General features: G+C 41.2%; 19 protein-coding genes. 11 read left to right on the forward strand and 8 right to left on the reverse strand.

Translation table 11 applies throughout. From position 1 onward, the window contains the following. The first annotated feature begins 474 nt into the window (after positions 1–474). From GWK51_RS07965 to GWK51_RS07990, 6 genes are read left to right on the forward strand one after another with little or no spacing between them, the layout of a single operon-like run. On the forward strand, positions 475–1,239 hold the full coding sequence (locus tag GWK51_RS07965) for a glycosyltransferase family 25 protein (RefSeq protein ID WP_161933294.1): 765 nt from the start codon (positions 475–477) through the stop codon (positions 1,237–1,239). A 29-nt stretch (positions 1,240–1,268) separates the two neighbouring features. Further along, positions 1,269–2,333 carry a dTDP-glucose 4,6-dehydratase gene (rfbB, locus tag GWK51_RS07970; protein WP_161933295.1) on the forward strand — a complete coding sequence of 355 codons (1,065 nt, stop codon included), beginning with the start codon at positions 1,269–1,271 and terminating at the stop codon, positions 2,331–2,333. Further along, positions 2,333–3,226 carry a dTDP-4-dehydrorhamnose reductase gene (gene rfbD / locus GWK51_RS07975; protein WP_161933296.1) on the forward strand — a complete coding sequence of 298 codons (894 nt, stop codon included), beginning with the start codon at positions 2,333–2,335 and terminating at the stop codon, positions 3,224–3,226. The genes rfbB and rfbD overlap by 1 nt, the downstream gene beginning before the upstream one ends. Continuing rightward, on the forward strand, positions 3,223–4,107 hold the full coding sequence (gene rfbA, locus GWK51_RS07980; RefSeq protein ID WP_161933297.1) for a glucose-1-phosphate thymidylyltransferase RfbA: 885 nt from the start codon (positions 3,223–3,225) through the stop codon (positions 4,105–4,107). Before rfbD ends, rfbA begins: the two co-directional genes overlap by 4 nt. Further along, positions 4,104–4,661: a dTDP-4-dehydrorhamnose 3,5-epimerase gene (gene rfbC, locus GWK51_RS07985; RefSeq protein WP_161933298.1), complete on the forward strand. Its 558-nt coding sequence runs from the start codon at positions 4,104–4,106 to the stop codon at positions 4,659–4,661. The genes rfbA and rfbC overlap by 4 nt, the downstream gene beginning before the upstream one ends. Beyond that, entirely contained in the window at positions 4,661–5,482 is an 822-nt protein-coding gene (locus GWK51_RS07990; RefSeq protein WP_235941107.1) for a hypothetical protein, read from the forward strand. The genes rfbC and GWK51_RS07990 overlap by 1 nt, the downstream gene beginning before the upstream one ends. Positions 5,483–5,500: 18 nt before the next feature. On the opposite strand, the gene GWK51_RS07995 is transcribed toward GWK51_RS07990, so the two are convergent. The 3 genes from GWK51_RS07995 to GWK51_RS08005 form a co-directional block, all read right to left on the reverse strand. Continuing rightward, positions 5,501–5,719 carry a hypothetical protein gene (locus tag GWK51_RS07995; protein WP_161933299.1) on the reverse strand — a complete coding sequence of 73 codons (219 nt, stop codon included), beginning with the start codon at positions 5,717–5,719 and terminating at the stop codon, positions 5,501–5,503. Positions 5,720–5,834: 115 nt separating this feature from the next. Beyond that, positions 5,835–7,622: an aspartate--tRNA ligase gene (gene aspS, locus GWK51_RS08000; RefSeq protein ID WP_161933300.1), complete on the reverse strand. Its 1,788-nt coding sequence runs from the start codon at positions 7,620–7,622 to the stop codon at positions 5,835–5,837. A 161-nt stretch (positions 7,623–7,783) separates the two neighbouring features. After that, positions 7,784–8,548 carry a DUF4184 family protein gene (locus GWK51_RS08005; protein ID WP_161933301.1) on the reverse strand — a complete coding sequence of 255 codons (765 nt, stop codon included), beginning with the start codon at positions 8,546–8,548 and terminating at the stop codon, positions 7,784–7,786. A 156-nt stretch (positions 8,549–8,704) separates the two neighbouring features. On the opposite strand from GWK51_RS08005, the gene znuD reads away from it, so the two are divergent. Both znuD and GWK51_RS08015 read left to right on the forward strand, forming a co-directional pair. Beyond that, a complete protein-coding gene (gene znuD / locus GWK51_RS08010; protein WP_161933302.1) occupies positions 8,705–10,756 on the forward strand; it encodes a zinc piracy TonB-dependent receptor ZnuD in 2,052 nt (683 codons plus the stop codon). A 105-nt stretch (positions 10,757–10,861) separates the two neighbouring features. Beyond that, positions 10,862–12,325 (forward strand): phospholipase D family protein, encoded by a 1,464-nt coding sequence (locus GWK51_RS08015; RefSeq protein ID WP_161933303.1) that lies wholly within the window; start codon positions 10,862–10,864, stop codon positions 12,323–12,325. Between the two features lie 81 nt (positions 12,326–12,406). Here GWK51_RS08015 and GWK51_RS08020 read toward each other — a convergent pair whose 3' ends face one another. Beyond that, the gene (locus GWK51_RS08020) at positions 12,407–12,859 is read right to left on the reverse strand and encodes a hypothetical protein (RefSeq protein ID WP_161933304.1); all 453 of its coding nucleotides are present in this window, start codon (positions 12,857–12,859) and stop codon (positions 12,407–12,409) included. Positions 12,860–13,030: 171 nt separating this feature from the next. On the opposite strand from GWK51_RS08020, the gene GWK51_RS08025 reads away from it, so the two are divergent. After that, entirely contained in the window at positions 13,031–13,444 is a 414-nt protein-coding gene (locus GWK51_RS08025) for an RcnB family protein (protein WP_171519155.1), read from the forward strand. A 61-nt stretch (positions 13,445–13,505) separates the two neighbouring features. Here GWK51_RS08025 and GWK51_RS08030 read toward each other — a convergent pair whose 3' ends face one another. The 4 genes from GWK51_RS08030 to GWK51_RS08045 all read right to left on the reverse strand — a co-directional run bounded on the left by GWK51_RS08030 (position 13,506) and on the right by GWK51_RS08045 (position 18,800). After that, the gene (locus tag GWK51_RS08030; protein ID WP_161933305.1) at positions 13,506–14,003 is read right to left on the reverse strand and encodes a phosphate-starvation-inducible protein PsiE; all 498 of its coding nucleotides are present in this window, start codon (positions 14,001–14,003) and stop codon (positions 13,506–13,508) included. Positions 14,004–14,117: 114 nt separating this feature from the next. Further along, a complete protein-coding gene (locus GWK51_RS08035) occupies positions 14,118–15,899 on the reverse strand; it encodes an acyl-CoA dehydrogenase C-terminal domain-containing protein (protein ID WP_161933306.1) in 1,782 nt (593 codons plus the stop codon). Between the two features lie 168 nt (positions 15,900–16,067). Further along, positions 16,068–17,870, reverse strand: coding sequence for an acyl-CoA dehydrogenase C-terminal domain-containing protein (locus GWK51_RS08040; protein WP_161933307.1), 1,803 nt, complete (start codon positions 17,868–17,870; stop codon positions 16,068–16,070). 309 nt (positions 17,871–18,179) lie between these two features. After that, a complete protein-coding gene (locus GWK51_RS08045; protein ID WP_161933308.1) occupies positions 18,180–18,800 on the reverse strand; it encodes a hypothetical protein in 621 nt (206 codons plus the stop codon). A gap of 133 nt (positions 18,801–18,933) precedes the next feature. Between GWK51_RS08045 and baeS the strand changes: the two genes are divergently transcribed. Together baeS and GWK51_RS08055 are read left to right on the forward strand one after the other, a co-directional pair. Then, a complete protein-coding gene (gene baeS / locus GWK51_RS08050; RefSeq protein WP_161933309.1) occupies positions 18,934–20,589 on the forward strand; it encodes a sensor histidine kinase efflux regulator BaeS in 1,656 nt (551 codons plus the stop codon). 11 nt (positions 20,590–20,600) lie between these two features. Next, a complete protein-coding gene (locus GWK51_RS08055; protein ID WP_100240629.1) occupies positions 20,601–21,287 on the forward strand; it encodes a response regulator in 687 nt (228 codons plus the stop codon). Positions 21,288–21,359: the final 72 nt, after the last annotated feature.

The raw sequence follows: 21,359 nt of genomic DNA on the forward strand, positions 1-21,359 counted from the left end.
CAGTTCAATTTTTTGCATATGTTTCTCGAATCATTTACCAGTTATTTTCTATCTTAAATACGCAAGGATAAGATGGATGATAGTCCAATTTTAAAATTGTTTGTGGCTTTGAGTAGCTTTCATCTTTAAAAACCTCCAAGACTGATAAAAAAAACCTGGGATGAACATCATCTACTGATTAAAAAATATAAAGAGTTGATTATTTTATTGTACATAAAAAAATCAGTAAAGGTGAGTTTTTTAGGCGAATGAATTTCAAAAAGATCTTTGAGTTGTTCTTGATTATTGAAGGATTCATCTAACCAACCTAAACGTATATACAAATGCGTACTAAATTTTTTTGGCTTGTTGGTATTGTTGAAATTTATACCATTTCTTTAAAATTGTACGCATTATAAAAATTGGATATATAAGACTATCTATCTAATTCCGCATTAGATATTATATGCAGCAATACAGTATTGGCTTATATGTATGAAAGTTTTTGTTATTAGTATCGAAGAAGAAAATTCACCAAGACTAAATAGCTTTTTATGTCAGCCTTTTTTTCAGAATGGAAGTTTAGAATATACAAAAGTTGGGGTGAAAGGGGGACAGCTTTCAGCAAAAAAGTATTTTGAATTAGCTGTTAAAGGGCGTGATAAGCCACTAACACCAGGTGAGTTAGGTTGTACCTTATCGCATTTGGCGGCATTAACGCAGTTCTTGGAAACTAGGGATGATTTTGCATTAATTCTAGAAGATGATGCTATTTTGAAAAATGATATTTCATATCAAATACTGAGTGATGAATTAAGTAAGGTAGATTTACCTAAAAATTTACTATTAAGTATTGGTGGTATTCAAATGAAAGAATGTCGAAAAGTTAGAGGGGAGTTTTGTGATTTTAGTCTATTAGATAAAAAAGTTTTGAAGGTGGTTCCTGATTTTTATCATAGAGTAAATTATACAGTATCTTATATTGTAGATCGAAAAATGGCGAAAAATTTATTAGAATATCATAAACCAGTTAGACGTGCTGATGATTGGAGTTATTTATATGACTTTGATTCCTCTTCAAATATTTTAATGGCTTATCTTGTTGATCATCCAGTTGTTGAGAGAGGTGAGTCAAATAAAAATTTAAGCACAATTGAGGCTGAAAGATTAAAGTCAAGGGATTTATTGATTAGTAAATTTGGCTCGGGTATGAAATATAATTTAGCTAAAATTTTTTATAAGCGTTATAGGGAGAAGTAAATTTTGTTATTTAAAAACTGGGAGATATTTTGAATATTTTAGTTACCGGTGGTGCAGGATTTATTGGTTCAGCTGTCATCCGCCATATTATGCAAAATACCCACAACCACGTTCTAAATATTGATAAGCTGACTTATGCGGGAAATTTAGAATCGTTAAATGAAATCGATCAACATCCGAACTATGAGTTCAAACAAATCGATATTTGTGATACGGAGCAAATTACAGCCGCAATAGATGCGTTTCGACCCGATGCAATTATGCATTTGGCAGCAGAGTCGCATGTAGACCGCTCAATTGATGGTCCAGCAGCATTTATTCAAACAAATATTGTGGGAACTTATACTTTATTAGAAGCTGCTCGAAAGTATTGGATGGGGCTTGACGCTGAAGCGCAACAAAACTTTCGTTTTCATCATATTTCAACTGATGAGGTTTATGGTGACTTAGAAGGAATAAAAGACCTCTTTACTGAAACAACTTCATACGCTCCAAGCTCTCCATATTCTGCCTCTAAAGCCAGTTCGGATCATTTGGTACGTGCTTGGCACAGAACTTATGGTCTACCTGTCATTGTGACCAATTGCTCCAATAATTATGGGCCTTACCATTTTCCAGAAAAATTAATTCCATTGGTGATTCTAAATGCACTGGATGCTAAACCTTTACCTGTATATGGTAATGGTCAGCAAATTCGGGATTGGTTATTCGTAGAAGATCATGCACGTGCTTTATATAAAGTGGTGACCGAGGGTGTGGTGGGTGAAACCTACAATATTGGTGGTCATAATGAAAAGCAGAATATTGACGTGGTCAAAACTATTTGTAAAATTTTGGATGAGCTAAAACCACAGGCGAGTGGTCAAGCATATGATTCACTGATTACTTTCGTAAAAGACCGCCCTGGGCATGACTTACGCTATGCGATTGATGCTACAAAAATTCAAAATGAATTAGGTTGGACACCAACAGAGACATTTGAAACGGGAATTCGTAAAACGGTAGAGTGGTATTTGAATAATCAGGAGTGGGTTGCTCATATTCAAAGTGGGGAATACAAATCTTGGTTAGGAAAACAATACAAGGCTAAGTAATGAAAATCTTATTGCTTGGAAAAAATGGACAAGTTGGTTGGGAGCTTCAACGTTCCCTTGCTCCATTGGGTGAGGTGATTTCACTTGATCGAAATGGTTTAAATCAATGGTGTGGTGATTTAAGTAAGCTCGATCAAATTTATCAAACCATTGTAGATATAGCGCCAAATGTTGTTGTGAATGCAAGTGCTTATACTACTGTAGATTTGGCTGAAACAGAACAAGATATGGCTACTCTCATTAATCATGTGGCAGTAGGGAAGATAGCTGAGGCTTGTGCTCAAATTAAGGCACTTTTAGTGCATTATTCGACAGATTATGTTTTTGATGGTGAAGGTACATCATTATTTAATGAAACAGATACACTGAAACCCTTGAATGTATATGGTCAAACTAAGGCATTAGGTGAGCAGGCTATTCAAAATGCTCAATGTAATTACTTGATATTTCGAACATCATGGGTTTTTGCACAAAAAGGTAAAAACTTTTTGAAAACAATGCTTGCTTTATCTCAGCAGCTTGAAGAACTATCTATTATTGATGACCAAATTGGTGCTCCAACGTCAGCCGAGCTAATTGCCGATGTAAGTGCTCATGCGATTGTGCAGACATTGAGAGATCAAACTAAAATTGGCATTTACCATTTGGTTGCTAGTGGGGAAACATCGTGGTTTGAGTATGCAAACTATATATTTGAGCAAGCAAAAAACTTAGGTGTGAATTTAGCCGTTCAACAAGTTAATCCGATTCCAACAGTAGCATATCCGACACCAGCTAAACGTCCACATAATTCACGATTAAATAATCAAAAGATTCAACATGCTTTTCAAATCTATTTGCCAGATTGGAAAGAGCATGTACGAAGAACAGTAATTGAGGTATTTCATAAATGAGCATAAAGCGTAAGGGTATTATATTGGCGGGTGGTTCAGGCACACGCTTACATCCTATTACTAAAGGTGTATCTAAGCAGCTTTTACCAATTTATGATAAACCCATGATTTATTATCCTTTATCTGTATTGATGTTGGCAGGTATTCGTGAGATTTTAATTATTTCGACGCCTGAAGACTTACCGAACTTTGAGAAATTACTTGGTGATGGTTCGCAGTTTGGTATTGAATTGAGTTATAAAGAACAGCCTTCACCAGATGGGCTAGCTCAGGCATTTATTATTGGTGAAGAATTTATAGGTAATGATCATGTGTGCTTAATATTGGGTGACAATATTTATTATGGTCAAAATTTTAGTAAGCAATTAAAAGTAGCAAATGCTGTTGATGTTGGTGCAACAGTTTTTGGTTATCATGTGACTGATCCAGAGCGTTTTGGTGTAGTTGAGTTTGATCCAACAGGCAAAGTGCTGAGCATTGAAGAAAAGCCAACCAAACCAAAATCACCTTATGCAGTAACTGGTTTATATTTCTATGATAATCGGGTTATAGAGTTTGCTAAACAGGTAAAACCATCCGCACGTGGTGAGCTAGAAATCACAGATATTAATAATGCCTATTTGAATGATGGCTCACTCAATGTTGAATTACTTGGGCGTGGTTTTGCATGGCTAGATACAGGAACACACGAGTCTTTATTAGAAGCGGGACAGTTTGTATATACTGTTGAAAAACGTCAATCTTTAAAAGTTGCGTGTTTAGAAGAAATAGGTTTTCAACATGGTTGGATTTCTAAGAGTGAGCTGAAGGCAAGTGTTGAAGCACTTAAGAAAACAGATTATGGTCAATACTTGTTTAAATTATTGGAAGAGGCTAAGTGAGAGTAGAAACAACTAAAATTGCTGGTTTGTTAATTATTCATCCCCAAGTTTATGGGGATGAGCGTGGTTGGTTTATGGAGAGCTTTAATCAACAACGTTTTGAAAATGAATTAAAAACGTTAAATTTACCTATTCCAACATTTGTGCAGGATAATCATTCCAGCTCACAAAAAGGTGTATTAAGAGGTTTGCACTTTCAGCGCGAACCTTATTCTCAAGGTAAGTTGGTGCGTGTAGTGCAGGGTAAAGTTTGGGATGTGGCAGTTGATATTCGTCCTGAATCTGAAACTTATGGGGAGTGGGTTGGTGTTGAACTGAGTGCAGAAAATAAAACTATGCTTTGGATCCCTCAAGGGTTTGCTCATGGCTTTATAGCACTTGAAGATAATACTCAATTTCTTTATAAAACTACCAACTATTATAATAAAGAAAGTGAAGGTGCGATTATTTGGAATGATACAGCACTAGAAATTGACTGGCCTTTAAATAAAGTAGATAAGGTAATAGTAAGTGATAAAGATACGAATAGTATGAAGTTTGAGGAGATGAAATAATGTGGTTAACAAAAAAAATAAAAGATTATTCAAGAGGTTATCTTAGAAAAAAATTCTCAGATCCAAATCACTTGTACGATAATAAAGACTTATTTGTAAAAACGTTACCGCAAAAAAAAATTTTGCTTATTGGTATATATTTAACGGATTATCCAAATCAAGCAGAAATATTAAAAAATCAATTTTCTAAATCTATGCAGCATAAAGTAGTTCAAAAATGGTATGCAATTGGGGAGAAGCCTATTCCTGAATATATGGTAGATGTAACTATAGGTTACTCAAAAAAGAAAAATCCTAAATTTAAAGTATTAAATGAAATTCTCTCTGATTTGGATATGAGTAGCTATGATTTATTAATTATTAGCGATGATGATATTCATCTTTGGGATAATTTTATAGATGTATATGTAGGTTATATCTATAAATATGATTTAAAAGTAGCTCAACCTGCACGTACTAAGCATAGCTTTTATGACCACCAAATTTGTTTACAAGCAGACTCTATTGTTAAGGCAAGATTAACAAATTTTGTTGAAATTGGACCTATCTTTTCATTTAATAGAGATGTTTTTAAGTATTTTTTACCATTTCCTAGTCAGAGTCCGATGGGATATGGTCTAGATTATATATGGCCTAAAATTGCAGAAAAATGGAAGTTTAATATTGGTATAGTTGATGCTACACCTGTTGATCACAGTTACCGACCTCAAGGAAAAACTTACGTTTCTAGTGAAAATATATTAAAAATGCAAGAACTATTTGAAAATTTCGACAATAATGAAAGAGATAAAAAAATATCTTATCAATATTTTAAGAATTAATTTTAGGGGAGTTTGCGGCTATTCCTTATCCGCATTCCCCGTCAAAACCATATAAATCAGCCCTACAAAAATCACAAATGCACCACCTAAACTACTCACGCAGAAATACAGAATTCGGTCAGAAGTATCGAGGTTAAACAGTCCATTGGCAAGAATATAGCGCATGAACAACCACTGGACGATTGCAAAAACAATTACCACTAGACCACGACGGCGGACTTCAGGACGCATAGCCATACGCTTGCTCATCTATCAACATAAAAACTGCGGGCTATTATGCCACTATAGAGAATCGATCTCAATGTAATAAAAAAACCCTGCACTAATGCAGGGTTTTTAGTGAAGTCAAAGCTTATACTTCTTTCGCTTCAGCTTTTTGCTTTTCACGTAAACGAATACCCAAGTCACGCAATTGATTTGCTTCAACTGGTGCTGGTGCTTGAGTCAATGGACATTCAGCCGTCTTAGTTTTCGGGAATGCAATCACATCACGAATAGAAGATGCACCCGTCATCAACATGATCAAGCGGTCAAGACCGAATGCCAAACCACCGTGCGGAGGCGCACCATAACGTAATGCATTCAATAAGAAGCTGAATTTCTCTTCTGCTTCTTCTTCACCAATGCCTAAGGCTTCAAAAATGGCTTTTTGCATTTCTAAAGTATAGATACGCAGTGAACCACCACCAATTTCAGTACCGTTCAAGACCATATCGTAAGCAACTGAAAGCGCAGCACCTGGGTTGTTCTTCACGTCTTCAACACTTGATTTTGGTAGTGTGAATGGGTGATGCACAGAGGTCCATTTGCCATCATCAGTTTCTTCGAACATTGGGAAGTCAACCACCCAAAGCGGTGCCCATTCGCAAGTTGCAAGCTTCATGTCATGACCGATCTTCACACGAAGCGCGCCCATGGCATCATTTACAACTTTAGCTTTGTCTGCACCGAAGAATACGATGTCGCCATTTTCAGCACCAACGCGTTTCAACAAATCAAGCACGATTGGCTCAATGAATTTCACGATTGGTGATTGCAGACCTTCAATGCCTTTTTCAAGTTCGTTGACTTTGATGTAAGCCAAACCTTTCGCACCGTAGATGCCTACGAATTTCGTGTATTCGTCGATTGCACTACGTGGAAGAGAACCTGCACCTGGTACGCGAAGCGCAACGATACGGCCTTTAGGATCTTTTGCAGGACCAGCAAAGACTTTGAACTCAACGTCTTGCATCAAGTCTGCAACGTCAACCAATTTCAACGGAATACGCATATCTGGTTTGTCAGAGGCATAATCACGCATCGCATCTGCATACGTCATACGTTCAAATTTATCGAATTTTACATTCAATAATTCGTTGAACATTTTAACCGTTAAGCCTTCCATTAAATCCATGATGTCATCGTCACTCATGAACGATGTTTCAACGTCGATTTGGGTAAATTCAGGCTGACGATCCGCACGTAAATCTTCGTCACGGAAACATTTTGCGATTTGGTAATAACGATCGATACCACCGACCATCAACAACTGTTTGAACAATTGTGGAGATTGCGGCAATGCATAGAAGCTACCATTTGAAACACGGCTTGGCACTAAATAGTCACGCGCACCTTCTGGGGTTGCACGAGTCAAGATTGGTGTTTCAACGTCCAAGAAACCATGATCTTCAAAGTAGTTACGGATCAAGTTGGTCACTTTAGAACGGAAGCGTAAACGATCTAACATTTCAGGACGACGGATGTCCAAGAAACGATATTTCAAACGAATTTCTTCAGAAATATTGGTATTTTCGTCATTGAGTGGGAATGGCGGTGTTTCAGAAGTGGCAAGAACTTCAATTTCTTTACCTAAAACTTCAATTTGACCACTCACCATATTGGCATTTTCAGTACCCGCATAACGACGACGGACACGACCAGTAATTTTTAATACGAATTCAGAACGTGCTTTGTCGGCTGTTTCAAACGCTTCTGGAGTATCTGGGTCAATGACTACTTGAACGAGACCATCACGGTCACGCATATCAAGGAAGATCACACCACCGTGGTCACGGCGACGGTGTACCCAGCCACAGAGAGTGACTGTTTCATCAATTTGAGCTTCGGTTAAAGAACCGCAGTAATGAGTTCGCATCATAGCGTATAAAATCCAACTATATGGGTTAAGGAAGCGCATACGTAAACAGCGTACCGCCTGTAAAGGGAGGATTATGCCTCGTTGAGGATTTTGTCACAAGGACTAGATCCAAATTCCTCAGGATTTCAGCACTTTTCGATGCAAAATTCAGGCATCAAAACTTATTTGAAATGCCGTTGGTGATCTAAAAACATAAACAGCACACAGCCGAAACTAAAGGTGATGAGGGCAGCTTGGCTGAATTCATTGATACTTCGCGCTGTAAAATAATACAGGTTGGACATCCACAGCTCTGGGGTGAAATAGCGCGCATAATCCCAAACCGAGTAACACCCCAAAAGTAAGATTAAAGTAAGCAAGCTCCATGCATAAATTTTAATGCTCGGGGCGACAGTTTGGCTTTGTCTAAATTTTTGATAATAGTGTGCACACATCCAAAATAAGAAGGGCAAAGCCGCAGCTGAAGTTCCGATTTGTAGAACTAAATGCACGGGGAAACTGTGCCCGAAGAGCAGGATGTTTTTACTCAGGAAATCATGAAAAGCGAAGGTACGAAAGTCGACATGCGTCAGTCCATCCCAAATCAGATGAGTGCTCACACCCAACAGAATAGCGAGCACAACACCGACAGCAAAGCCCAATATGCTACGGGAGCGGTTGAGCCTTAATGGATCTTTTAATCCGAAGAAACGGTATAACACAGGGCGATACAGTGCATACCAAAACAGACAGAAAATCAGCCCAATCCATAAATTCGGTTCAATTAAGGCGCGCCAAAGATGGGTTTTTCCGCCATCATGTTGCGTAAACAAACGAATCAGATCCGGTGTCATACAGCCAATCGCAAGTGCGGCAATCGGTAAACGACCTTGTGTCAGTTTGGAGAGTGGCGGGGCAAGAACCGCATGGGATAGGGTAAATGGCATGGCATCTGGTATTTAATAAATTCTTATGAAGTATTGGGTATAGTTCATCTTTTTTCAGTGTAAAGCAGCCAATAGGTAATTTCTGTTTTTTATTGCAAATTTATTGTAATGTTATATTATAACAATTAATAAATTCCACCAGACCTTATCTGACTCATGCTATTTCATAAGAATTTACTTTCAGTTGCAATTCTCGCTGTGATTGCACCTTCTGTTTTTGCTCAAGATGATGAATCTGCACAAACCTTATCGACCATTCAGTTACAGGCACATCCCCTCGTACAAAGTGCCGCCGATTTTGCGGTAGCAGATCATGTGGTGGATCACAAACAATTGGCTGAACGTGGTGCAACCATTGGTGATGCACTGGCAGATGAGTTAGGGGTGCATTCAAGTCAGTTTGGATCAGGTTCAAGCCGTCCTGTGATTCGTGGGCAAGAAGGCGCGCGCGTGAAAGTGCTGGAACAGGCTTCTGAAACAGCCGATGTCTCGACTTTATCACCAGACCATGCGGTCACGGTTGATCCGATTTTAGCCAAGCAAGTGGAACTGATTCGTGGACCGTCGACCTTGCTCTACAGTGCTGGTACGGTCGGTGGCTTGGTCAATGTCACAGATAACAAGATCCCGACCCAAATGCCTGCAAAGGGTTATGAGGGACAAGTCGGTTTACGCTACAACTCGGGCAATGATGAAAAGCTTGCCAGTGCAGGAGCAACCGTAGCACTGGGTGATCAGGTGGCATTACGTGTGGAAGGCTTAAAGCGTAAAGCCAATAGTTATATTGCCCCAGATTATGTGCATGAACATGAGGGCGAACTTGAAAAAGAACGCCGTGTTGACAATACCTTTGCTGACGGGCAAACCGTGAACGTCGGTTTATCGTGGATTCATGATCGAGGCTTTACCGGTATTTCCTATAGTAACCGTCAAGACCAGTATGGCTTGCCAGGGCATAGCCATGAATATGAAAGCTGCCATCCACATGATGACGAGTTGCATTGCGGTTCACATGATGGACATGACCATGACGAGGAAGAAGATGAGCATGGCGGACCATGGGTCGATTTAAAATCTGAGCGTTATGATTTCCGTACTGAACTGAATCAGCCTTTCCAAGGGTTTGAGAAACTGCGTGCGCATGCCAGTTATACTGACTACAAGCATGACGAGATTGAAGAAGGTGTCGCTGCGACCACATTTAAAAGTCAGGGATATGATGCCCGTTTAGAATTACTGCATAACCCACTAGGCGCGTGGGAAGGGGTGATTGGTACTCAGTTTGCGCGTCAAAAACTGGATATTACAGGCGAAGAGGCACTCTTTTCAGGTCCAAGTACTACCGATAAATGGAGTCTGTTTGCTTTAGAACATACACAGTGGAAAGATGTGCATTTTGAGCTGGCCGCACGTTTTGACCAGCAAAACATTGATATTGATTCACCGCAAAAAGATTATGATGATCATGCCATTTCATATTCAGGCGCAGCAAATTGGGCATTTGCACCTGACTATAAATTATCATTGGTGGCATCGCATCAAGAACGCTTACCTTTGGCACAAGAGCTGTATGCTGACGGCAAACATTTGGCGACCAATACTTATGAACGCGGCAATCAAAATCTAGACGTCGAAAAATCCAATAACCTTGAGTTGGGCTTGCACTACGAAACCGATCGTTTTGATTATCATGTGCATGTTTATCATAACTGGTTCGATTCTTATATTTATGCACAAACCACAGACCAGTATGAAAACTTCCGTTTAGTGGATTATACCCAAGACAAAGCCAAGTTTTACGGCACTGAAGCACAAGCGTCTTATCAACTGAATGACTTGTATAAGCTTAGTGTGTTTGGGGATTATGTCCGCGGGAAAATTGACAATGAAAATGCACCACGTGTACCTGCAGGTCGTTTAGGCAGTAAAGTAGATGTTGATTTTGCCGATGGCTGGTCTGGTCAGGCGGAGTACTATCACGTGTTTAAACAAGACAAGATTACGGCGTATGAGCAAGAAACCGCAGGCTATAATATGGTTAATCTTGGGGTTGCCTATGCAGCGCCAGCCATTGCAGACACCAATTATCGTGTGTATTTCAAAGCCAACAACTTGCTAGATGAACAGGTGTATCAGCATGCATCATTCTTGGCCAATATTCCGCAAATGGGACGTAACTTCACTGTGGGCTTAGAGTTTGGTTTCTAAGTTTTGCTAGGCTTTTGGAATTGAATCAAGACCTTGTCACAGAAAGCCACTTGAAAATCATGCGCAGAAAACCTAGCCTGAGACGATTGGGTTAGGTTTTTTGTTATGCGTATTCTCCGAAAAGTTCAACATAAATTAAATTGGTCACCGCGACGCTATGTTGCGGTGTTTGTGGGTTTATTGGCACTGGGCTATCTGGCTTCAGGCATTTATCACACTGTAAAACCCTTACCCGAAGGTTTGAATTACACGGGTAAACTACGCCATGCCCAAGTCAAATTCCTCGCTGATCTGACCTATTTAACGCCTGAAGGTAAACAGCAGCAACAGCATGTGATTTTCAATGAAATGTTGAAGATGATTGATGAAGCGAAAACCACCATTGTGCTGGATATGTTTCTGTTTAATAAAGAAGTGGGGGAGTCTAAAGTTCAGCAACAGGCTTTAACACAACAGTTAACCGATGCGCTGATTTCTAAACGCCGTCAGTATCCTGAGATGGACATCAAATTCATTACTGATCCGATCAATTCAGTGTATGGCGGATTGGCACCTGAACACTATCGTCAATTGCGTCAGGCTGGAATCGATGTGATTGAAACGGATTTACGTCCACTACGGGCTTCAAATCCGACTTGGTCGGGTTTCTGGTATTTGTGCTGTCAAGATGCAGGCAATAACCCAGAAAAAGGCTGGTTGCCAAACCCATTTGGCAAAGACCCAATTACCTTACGCAGTTATTTTAATTTATTTAATTTTAAAGCCAATCATCGTAAAACCTTGGTGGTGGATACCGCTGAAGGCTGGAAGACTTTGGTGACGTCCATGAATCCGCATGATGGCAGTTCGCGTCATTCCAATGTGGCTTTGGTGGTCACAGGCAATACAGCCGTGGACGTCTTAAAGACTGAGCAAACAGTTGCGAAAATGTCAGGTACTGAACTTCCAACGGTGATTTTGGGGGAATACGAAGCAGCAAAAACTGAGCCGCAGGTACAAGTTTTGACCGAGCAAGCGATTCTGGATGCCACCTTAAAGTTAATTGATGCTGCAAAAAAACAGGATCAGATTGATTTAGCCATGTTCTATTTGTCTGAACGCCAAATTATTGAGGCTTTGCTTGCAGCGCAAGAGCGTGGTGTAAAACTGCGGGTGTTACTTGACCCGAATAAAGATGCGTTTGGACGCCAGAAGAATGGGATTCCTAACCGTCAGGTCGCTTCTGAACTACATCAGGCAGGTATCTCTGTGCGCTGGTGTAACACCCAAGGTGAGCAATGCCACAGTAAGATGATCATTAAACGCAGTGGAAATACGAGCGAGCTGATTTTAGGCTCAGCCAATTTTACTGCGCGCAATATCAAAAATTATAATTTGGAAACAGATTTACGCGTGGTCGGTTCGACTCAGGCGCAGGTGTTCCAAGATGCAGATCAGTATTTTAATACTGCATGGTCGAATCTAGAAGGCAAGCAGATGAGTGTGGACTATGCTCAATATGCAGATGAGTCTAAATTGAAATATGCCTTATACCGCTTTATGGAATGGAGTGGCTTGTCAACGTTTTAATTTTGAATCCCTCCTGACCTCCCTTTGCGAAAGGGAGGAAATTCCTTACAGAGATAAGGAATTGGCAGGAGGAAATATTTTTTATACTTGAGGATTTGGCGGAATGATTTGATCCAAATCTTTATCGCTCATGTTATCCAGTTCGTGCAAATCAGTTTTGATTTTCCATTTTTCAGCGTCTTCCACAGGGCTCGGGAGGCGCGCTTCAAGCCAGTCACAGACCACATCGGGTGGAAAGTCTGCGTGATTACATTGAATGACCCAAGAGAGGAACTGTTTTGCTTCACCATTCATATATGGGGGAGGAGAAACGGGGAGAAATTGCGTCGGTAAACGTTCATTGGTCGAAATGTAATTTAAGACATGTCCCAGTTCTTGTACGGTTTGCCAAGCTAGTGGGTGGTCGATATTAATCTGGAATTTAAACCACCACGCATGTTGACCATCCGTTCCATAAGAGTCGATAAATTTTGCTTGTACACTTGGAACTTTAGAGAAAAATTGATGCAGTCGTTCAAAACTTAATTCCGCCACAATGTTCAGCCTAATCCATGAAAAAGCTTATATTAGCATAAAGCATGACAAGCTAAATTGAGAATAGCTGGATGTCAGGTGGCTACAAATCTTTGCGTAGCCTGCTGGTTTTATTCATGCTTGAATCCAAAGATCGGTTAAAATATACATAAAGACAGTTGGGAGAAGCAGATGACAGCCAAATACTATGTTGCATGCGCTATCGCGATCTTCATGTTGAGTTCAAGCTATGCTTCGGCGGATGCCAATCAATGGTCAAACTATCAAGGTAGCAGTACCAAACGCCCGAATTATCGACCTTATCCACCACAACCGCCTTATCCAAACCGACCATATCCGCCACATGATCATCGTCCTCCCCATTGGGACCGACCACAAGCCAATGTCAGCATCAATATGCAGGCGCCTACATATACCCAATATAACCATCAAAGTACCAGCTATGTTTTTGGGGATGCCAATTCCCGCATAGAAAGTTCAAATTATCGGATTATCAATGATTGGCAACGTTTAGGACTGCCTGAACCACCGCAGAACATGTACTGGATTTTTGAAAATGGTCGCTATGTGTTAGTCCCAAGATAGACAGTTCCTTCTTCGATGCTTGAATGAGAGATTACATGGTGCATCAAAGAAGGAAGCATACTTAAGCCAGTTCATCATCTTCTGGGCGTGGGGTCTTTCCTAGAGGTAAAGGTTTATCATGATGTTTATCGCGGATGACGGAAGGAAACGTCCATGATGCATAGCGCACTATTAAAATGGCTAGCGCAAGAATCAGAATTGAACCCGTAATAATCACCAGATCCATATCGGCTTTATGGTCGTGTTGAATATCCGAAATGAGCAGACGGGTGAGGGCGGTGATTGCCACATAAATCAAGAAGCGCACGGGCATGTGGTTGGTTTTAAAATAGATACCCACCATGGCACCCAATTCCAAATAGATAAATAACAACAGAATATCGTCAATGCTGGCGTATTGTTTGACCGTAAGGATTTCAATCACGGTATGTACCGCAGACCATGCCACCATACAGCCAATAATGAACAGAGCAATGTAATGGAAGCTTTCTACCGCCAGATTGCCTAGACGGTCGAGGAGGGTTTCAAGTTTGGCAACTTTGGGTTTATGTTCTGACATTTTGACCTCCTATGCTTTAAATAATATGGTATTCAAGCATAAGCAAATTTCATGCACATGAACGTTATGCAATAAAAAACGCCTGACAATGCAGGCGTTTTTTATTTATAAGGCTTATGCTTGGCTAGTGAAGTAGTCTTCGCTGAAGTTCATAATCAAGTCCGAACCTGCTTTGACTTTAGCAATACGCATGTCTAATTCTGGAAGAATACGTTGTGCGAAGTATTGAGCAAGTGCCAATTTGTTTTGGAAGAATTCGCCATCTTTGTCTTTTGCGGCATTGGCAATGCGCGCAAACATGTAAGCGAAGCTTAACAAACCAACTGCGTGTAAGTAATCCACCGCTGCTGCATTCGGAAATTCAACATTTTCAGCCGCTTGCGCAAGAACGAATTGAGTCAGGTCTGCAACTTCTGTAGCAGCATCTAATGTTGCATCTTTAATGAAGTTTAAGTCAGCATCTAAACCGTTGGCGAAATCACGAATTTCTTCGATGTATTCAGCTACGTAGGCTCCGTTACACTTAATGGTTTTACGACCAATTAAGTCTTGAGACTGAACGCCGTTGGTGCCTTCGTAAATCTGTGCAATACGTAAGTCACGTACACATTGCTCCATACCCCATTCACGAATATAACCATGACCACCGAAGCACATTTGTGCATCAAGCGTTGCTTGGAATGCAGTATCGGTTAAGTAAGCTTTGGCAATTGGTGTCAAAAGTGCAACGCGGTCGTTGGCTTTTTTCACTGCTTCAGCATCGGTAGAGAACTTGGTGATGTCTAACTGTTGACCCACATACACTGCAAATGCACGTGATGCTTCATTGTTCGCACGTACGTTGAGCAACATACGACGTACATCACCATGCACTAAAATGCTGTCTGCTGGCTTGTTTGGAGATTTCACACCAGACGCGCTACGACCTTGTAAACGATCCGTCGCATATTGTGCCGCATTTTGATAAGCAAATTCAGACGCACCGAGACCTTGAATACCCATTGATAAACGTTCGTAGTTCATCATCACGAACATTGCGGCAAGACCTTCGTTTTCTTTGCCCACGAGGTAGCCTTTTGCACCGTCAAAGTTCATGACGCAAGTTGCAGAAGCTTTAATCCCCATTTTGTGTTCGATTGAACCAGGACCTGCGGCATTACGCTCGCCCACTGAACCATCTTCGTTTACAATGAATTTCGGCACAATGAATAAAGAAATACCACGTGAACCTGCTGGCGCATCTGGAGTTTTCGCTAAGACCAAGTGAATGATGTTTTCAGCTAAGTCGTGGTCACCGCCCGTAATGAAGATTTTTGTACCCGTGATGTTGTAAGTACCATCTTGGTTCGGTTCAGCTTTAGTTTTGATAATCCCTAAATCTGTACCTGAGTGTGGTTCAGTTAAGCACATGGTGCCTGACCATTCACCAGAGTAAATTTTAGGTAAATACGTTTCTTTTTGCTCTTGAGATGCATAGCTGTTTAACGCCATACCTGCACCCACTGAAAGTAATGGGTAAAGCATAAAAGATGGGTTGGTTGCGAACAGCATTTCGTCAGAAAGTACAGTCAGCATTTTAGGCATGCCTTGGCCGCCCCATTCTTCTTCTGCACCTAAACCAATCCAACCACCTTGAGCATATTGTTGGAACGCTTCTTTGAAACCAGCAGGTGTCGTCACTGCGCCATTGTTATAAGTTGCACCTTCTTCATCACCTGTACGGTTCAGCGGAAGCGTTACATTTTGCGCAAATTTCGCCATCTCTTCCAAAATAGCTTCTGCAGTCGCAGCATCTAAATGTGCTAGATTTTCGTTAGACTGCCAGAATTGTTCTGCGTTAAAAACATCATTTAAGATGAATTTCATATCTGCAAGCGGTGCATTATAAATTGGCATAGTTAGTTCACCTTTGTTGTATACATCATGTGCCGAGTGTGGAATAACACGCGATCACACGTATTATTGATAGAATTAAATTTAGCATTGATTACATAAAAAAAGGACCGTCAAAACCGACCAGTCCTTTTTTCTTAAATTAACATTGCAAGCAACATTAAAGTGTGATTAGAACGCGAAGTGTTCCGCATCTAATGACATTAATGGCTCTACACCACCAGAAATCACTTCAACGTGTGAACGAACACGCGGCAAGATTTTCTTGAAGTAGAAGCGAGCAGTGGTCACTTTGGCATTGTAGAAGTCTACATCGGTAGTGCCCGCAGCAAGCGTTTGCTGTGCAACCAACGCCATTTGAGCCCATAGGTACGCTAGTGTTACATAACCAGAGAAGTATAGGTAATCTACTGCAGCAGCACCAACTTCATCAGGGTTTTGCATTGCGCGCATACCAATTTGCATGGTGAGGTCGCCCCATTCTTTGTTGAGTGCAGCCAATGGCTCAACAAATTCTTTCATTGCCGCATCGTCTTTGTTAGCTTCGCAGAATTTGTGAATCATCTTGGTGAAGTCTTTCAACATTGCACCTTGAGTACCCAAAACTTTACGACCTAATAAGTCCAACGCTTGAATTTCTGTTGTACCTTCATATAAGCACGAGATACGGGTATCACGAACAATTTGTTCCATACCATGTTCAGAAATAAAGCCGTGACCACCAAACACTTGTACGCCGTGTTTTGCAGATTCAGAACCTGTTTCAGTCAAGAAGGCTTTTGCAATCGGGGTAAGCAACGACAAAATGTTGTCAGAGTTTTTACGCTCTTCTTCAGTTGCACCTTGTTCTACGATATCCGCATGGAAAGATAACAAGTAAACCAAGGCACGACCTGCTTCAGCAAAAGATTTTTGCGTTAACAGCATGTTACGTACAGCTGGATGCACGATAATTGGATCTGCTTCTTTTTCAGGTGCTTTAGGACCAGAAAGTGAACGCATCGCTAAACGGTCTTTCGCGTATGCAAGCGCACCTTGGAACGAACCTTCCGATGCAGCAAGACCTTGAACTGCTGTGCCAATACGTGCGGTGTTCATGAAGGTAAACATACAGTTTAGACCACGGTTTTCAGGTCCAATTAAGTAACCTTTTGCGTTGTCAAAGTTGATCACACAGGTCGCATTACCGTGAATACCCATTTTATGTTCAATTGAACCACAACGCACTGCATTACGCTCACCCACAGTACCATCAGCATTTAAGTTGAATTTTGGTACGATGAATAATGAAATACCTTTAGTACCTTTTGGCGCACCTGGAAGGCGTGCAAGAACGATGTGAATAATGTTCTCTGCCATGTCGTGCTCACCAGCAGAGATAAAGATTTTCTCGCCAGTAATTGCATAGCTACCGTCAGCATTTGGTTCAGCTTTGGTACGGATAATACCAAGGTCAGAACCTGCATGAGATTCTGTCAAGCACATGGTGCCTGTCCAAACACCTGATACAAGGTTTGGTAAGTAAGCATCTTTTTGTTCTGGTGAACCGTGGTGTTCTAAAGTACGCACTGCACCATGAGAAAGACCAGGGTACATGCCCCAAGCCCAGTTCGCAGTACCAACCATTTCAGAAATCACGTTACCTAAAGAAACTGGTAAACCTTGACCGCCATATTGCTCTTCAGCAGAAAGAGAAGGGAAGCCGAGTTCAATATATTTTTGATAAGCTTCTTTAAAGCCAGTCGGTGTAGTCACCACACCATCATTCCAAGTACAACCTTCTTGGTCACCGCTTTGGTTGATTGGAGACAATTCGTTTTCACAGAAATCTGCAGCAGCTTCTAAATATTGGTCAACCAATTCACGGCTTACGGTTTCTTGGAAAGCAGGCAGTTTTGCATAATGTTGTTCAGCATTTAGTAATTCATGCAAAACGAACTGCATATCACGTAAGGGCGCTTTGTATTGTGGCATGTCGGTTTTCCTCAATACTGGTTTCAACCAGCGTTATAATCCTAATAAACATGGTGACGTGCCTTCAATGACACGTTTTTAAGTACAAGTTAATCGTGCAACATCTTGTTATAAGGTACAAGCTCTTGCCCCCGATTTCTTAGTGACTGTAAAGTCAAAAAAAGGTGGCTTGAATTTTCTAAGTATATTGAGTGTAAACGTTTTTATGTTTTTTTAGATGATACAAATAGTCAAAAAACGTAAAAAGTTATGTCCCTCATTTAGGCATAAAAAAAGACGCTTGCGGCGTCTTTTTTGTTGTAAATCTGCTTATGCGGCTGGAGGCGGAGCCATATTTGCTGTTGGTGCAGCATTCGGCTGCGGCTGATTTGGGAAGAAGCGTACTGAACATTTGCCTGAAAGCGTTTGTTCACCTGCCTTAATCTGAACAACTTTGCCATCGGTTTGACCTTTACATGCAGTTTCAACCGCTTGTTGGAAGGCTTGTTTTTCTTTTAAACGTTGATCGAACTGTTGCACCATTTGTTGACGCTGGGCATCTGTCAGTTTTTCACCACGTTGTGGGCGCATCATGCCTTCATCACCTTGCATTGGCGGTTGACCCATATGCATGCCATGACCGTGTTTCTGATCGGGTTGGAACACGATATTACATTGACCATCAATCGTTTGCGTGCCTGCTTTTACTTGAACATTTTGTCCAGCAGTTTTGCCGTCACAGGCTTGTTTCATCTGTTTGAACATTTCTTTGTGTCCAGCGCGCATTTGTTCACGTTCAGCACGCTGTTCAGGAGAGAGACGCTCACCATGGCGACCATCCATCATACGATGTGGTTGATCTTGTGGCTCAGGTGTTGATTGGCAAGCGGTTAAAGCACCTACACTTAAAACACAGCAAGTGGCTAATACAATTTTTTTCGTCAAGTTCATTACAAGTTACCCCAGCACGCTATTTTTCATTTGTGCTTAAAGATTAAATAATAAAGATGAAGAAACAATGGAGGGTTTTTTGAAAATAGGTTGGTTACAATAGCCTTAACAAAATAACAATTGAGCACCGCTGTTGAATATCCGACGTGTCCCGATTGCACTACGCCTCTTCTTGACTGTATTGCTTACCACCTTAGTGATTATTACGCTAAGTCTGGGGGTATTGCATTGGACCATGCAAAAAAACTTCACCCGCTATGTGGCTGATGTTGAAATGCAGAAACTGGATCATCTGATCAGTAATTTGGCAAGCGTGTACTCGGTCTATCATGACTGGGGCAATGCCATTCAAGCCCAGATATTACAAATTGAAGGGCAGGCAGATCCTGATGATTATGACCGTTTGTCGCATTGGTGGTTACGCCGACAGTATGATATTGCCTTGCAGCAGCGTTATTTTGAAGAACATACCTTTGTTAATTTGCCGCCTACTTTGGCACGTGCAGATCAGGGTAAGCCCTTATTAGATCAAGAAGAATTACGCTGGCTAGAGTTGAACCTGCCTTCCGAATATCAGCCTTTTGAGGGGCTGAAATTTCCATTGAAATCCAATGAAAATGCCTTCCGTCCGCCTGATCGTAAAGAGGGGCAGAATAAATTAAAAGAGACGAATCAGAAGAAACAGTTTATCTCGATGCCTGACCGACTCGGACTCAGCTCACGTTTATCTTTATATGATGCCAAACGCCAATTTGTGGTGGGAGAACCTGCTTCAGATCAGATTTCGTATCGTCCGATTATCGTTGAAGACAAAGTGGTGGGTTATTTAGGCTTAAAACCAGTGCTGGATCAGGATGATGCTCTAAGTATTAACTTCTTTAGTAATCAAAAGCGTTATTTGTTCTTGGTGTATGGTTTGACCATTTTGGCGAGTTTGATTGCTGCATTATTGTTGGCGACCTATTTCAAGAAACCAATTCAGCGTTTGTTGAATGGTACACGTGAACTGACCCAAGGCAATTACCAACATCAGGTGAAAATTAACCGTAATGATGAGTTGGGTGATTTATCCAATGAGTTAAATCGACTGGCAGAAATTCTGGATCAACACGAAACTTCGCGTCGTCAGTGGGTCGCAGATACCTCACACGAATTAAAAACACCATTGGCTGTTCTGCAAGCGCAGATTGAAGCCATGCAGGATGGAATTCGTAAAGCCACCCCAGAGCATTTAGGTGCCATGATGCGTCAGGTCAGCAGCCTGAAAAAATTAACTCAGGATTTGGCGGATCTGGCGCAGGCAGATGCACAACAGTTGAAGTGTTATTTCAATGCCATCAATCCTTGGGATGTGGTGGTGCAAGAAATTGAAAACTTCAAACCAAAGTTTGAACAGGCGAATCTGAAAGTCAGCGTGCAGGGCGATGCGCCTGTCTTACAATTAGATACAGACCGATTCAAACAAATTGTGGTCAACTTACTCAGCAACAGTATTCGCTATACCGAGCAGGGTGGAGAAATCCAGATTCATACTGAACAAACGGCTACAGAGTGGAGTCTGTATGTGGATGACAGTCCTTACGGTTTAAGCGATGAACAATTACGGCATTTGGGTGAGCGTTTTTATCGTGTTGATGATTCGCGTACCCGAAGCACAGGTGGCACAGGACTGGGTCTGGCTCTTTCCTGTAAGATTGCGCAGGCACTGGGTGGACGTTTGAGTTTTGAACATTCGCCTTTGGGTGGGTTGCGTTGCAAACTCACTTTTCCCAAACAAATGAAAGCATAAAGGAAATATTCATGAAGCATATTATGCTGGTTGAAGATGAAGTTGAACTGGCTCAATTGGTCCGTGATTATCTAGAAGCAGCAGGCTTTGAAGTCAGTCTATTCCATGATGGGCAAGAAGCTTATGACAGCTTTATGCAGCGTAAACCGAGTCTAATGATTTTGGACTTGATGGTACCGCGTATGGATGGTCTGACCATCTGCCGTAAAGTGCGGGAACAGTCGGATTTGCCGATTATTATGGTGACTGCACGTACTGAAGAAATTGATCGTGTATTGGGTCTGAATATGGGCGCAGATGATTATGTCTGTAAGCCATTTAGCCCGAAAGAATTGGTGGCTCGTGTGCAGGCCGTGTTACGTCGTTTAGACCGTAAAGCCGAGCCTGAAGAAAATAGCTTGTTCCGTATAGATAAAGCACAACAACGCATCTGGTATCAACAAAAGACCCTCAACTTAACCCCAACCGAGTTCCGCTTGCTGGAGTTGTTCTTGGAGCATGTCGGTCAGGTCTATTCGCGCGTGCAATTACTCGATCATATTAACCCAGACAGTTTTGATGTCGCTGACCGTGTTATTGATAGTCATATCAAAAACTTACGCCGTAAGATTTCAGATGCCGCCGAGACTGGAAATCGCCATGAATGGATTCAAGCCGTGTATGGTGTGGGCTATCGTTTTGAGTATCCAGAAGATTAAGGCTTGTAGATAAAACGAGTTTTCCTGTGGATAACCACAACGTTATCCACAGAAAATGTGGATAAACGCGTT

The sequence above is a fragment of the Acinetobacter kanungonis genome (assembly GCF_009939195.1).
Lineage (GTDB): Bacteria > Pseudomonadota > Gammaproteobacteria > Pseudomonadales > Moraxellaceae > Acinetobacter > Acinetobacter kanungonis.

Bases quoted from the DNA above. Each gene is read 5' to 3' on its own strand.
- aspS (WP_161933300.1), bottom strand. From the start codon at position 7,622: ATGATGCGAACTCATTACTGCGGTTCTTTAACCGAAGCTCAAATTGAT.
- GWK51_RS08055 (WP_100240629.1), top strand. From the start codon at position 20,601: ATGAAGCATATTATGCTGGTTGAAGATGAAGTTGAACTGGCTCAATTG.
- GWK51_RS07990 (WP_235941107.1), top strand. From the start codon at position 4,661: ATGTGGTTAACAAAAAAAATAAAAGATTATTCAAGAGGTTATCTTAGA.
- GWK51_RS07965 (WP_161933294.1), top strand. From the start codon at position 475: ATGAAAGTTTTTGTTATTAGTATCGAAGAAGAAAATTCACCAAGACTA.
- GWK51_RS08005 (WP_161933301.1), bottom strand. From the start codon at position 8,548: ATGCCATTTACCCTATCCCATGCGGTTCTTGCCCCGCCACTCTCCAAA.
- rfbD (WP_161933296.1), top strand. From the start codon at position 2,333: ATGAAAATCTTATTGCTTGGAAAAAATGGACAAGTTGGTTGGGAGCTT.
- GWK51_RS08030 (WP_161933305.1), bottom strand. From the start codon at position 14,003: ATGTCAGAACATAAACCCAAAGTTGCCAAACTTGAAACCCTCCTCGAC.
- znuD (WP_161933302.1), top strand. From the start codon at position 8,705: ATGCTATTTCATAAGAATTTACTTTCAGTTGCAATTCTCGCTGTGATT.
- GWK51_RS08040 (WP_161933307.1), bottom strand. From the start codon at position 17,870: ATGCCACAATACAAAGCGCCCTTACGTGATATGCAGTTCGTTTTGCAT.
- GWK51_RS08045 (WP_161933308.1), bottom strand. From the start codon at position 18,800: ATGAACTTGACGAAAAAAATTGTATTAGCCACTTGCTGTGTTTTAAGT.
- GWK51_RS07995 (WP_161933299.1), bottom strand. From the start codon at position 5,719: ATGGCTATGCGTCCTGAAGTCCGCCGTCGTGGTCTAGTGGTAATTGTT.
- GWK51_RS08035 (WP_161933306.1), bottom strand. From the start codon at position 15,899: ATGCCAATTTATAATGCACCGCTTGCAGATATGAAATTCATCTTAAAT.
- GWK51_RS08015 (WP_161933303.1), top strand. From the start codon at position 10,862: ATGCGTATTCTCCGAAAAGTTCAACATAAATTAAATTGGTCACCGCGA.
- rfbA (WP_161933297.1), top strand. From the start codon at position 3,223: ATGAGCATAAAGCGTAAGGGTATTATATTGGCGGGTGGTTCAGGCACA.
- GWK51_RS08025 (WP_171519155.1), top strand. From the start codon at position 13,031: ATGACAGCCAAATACTATGTTGCATGCGCTATCGCGATCTTCATGTTG.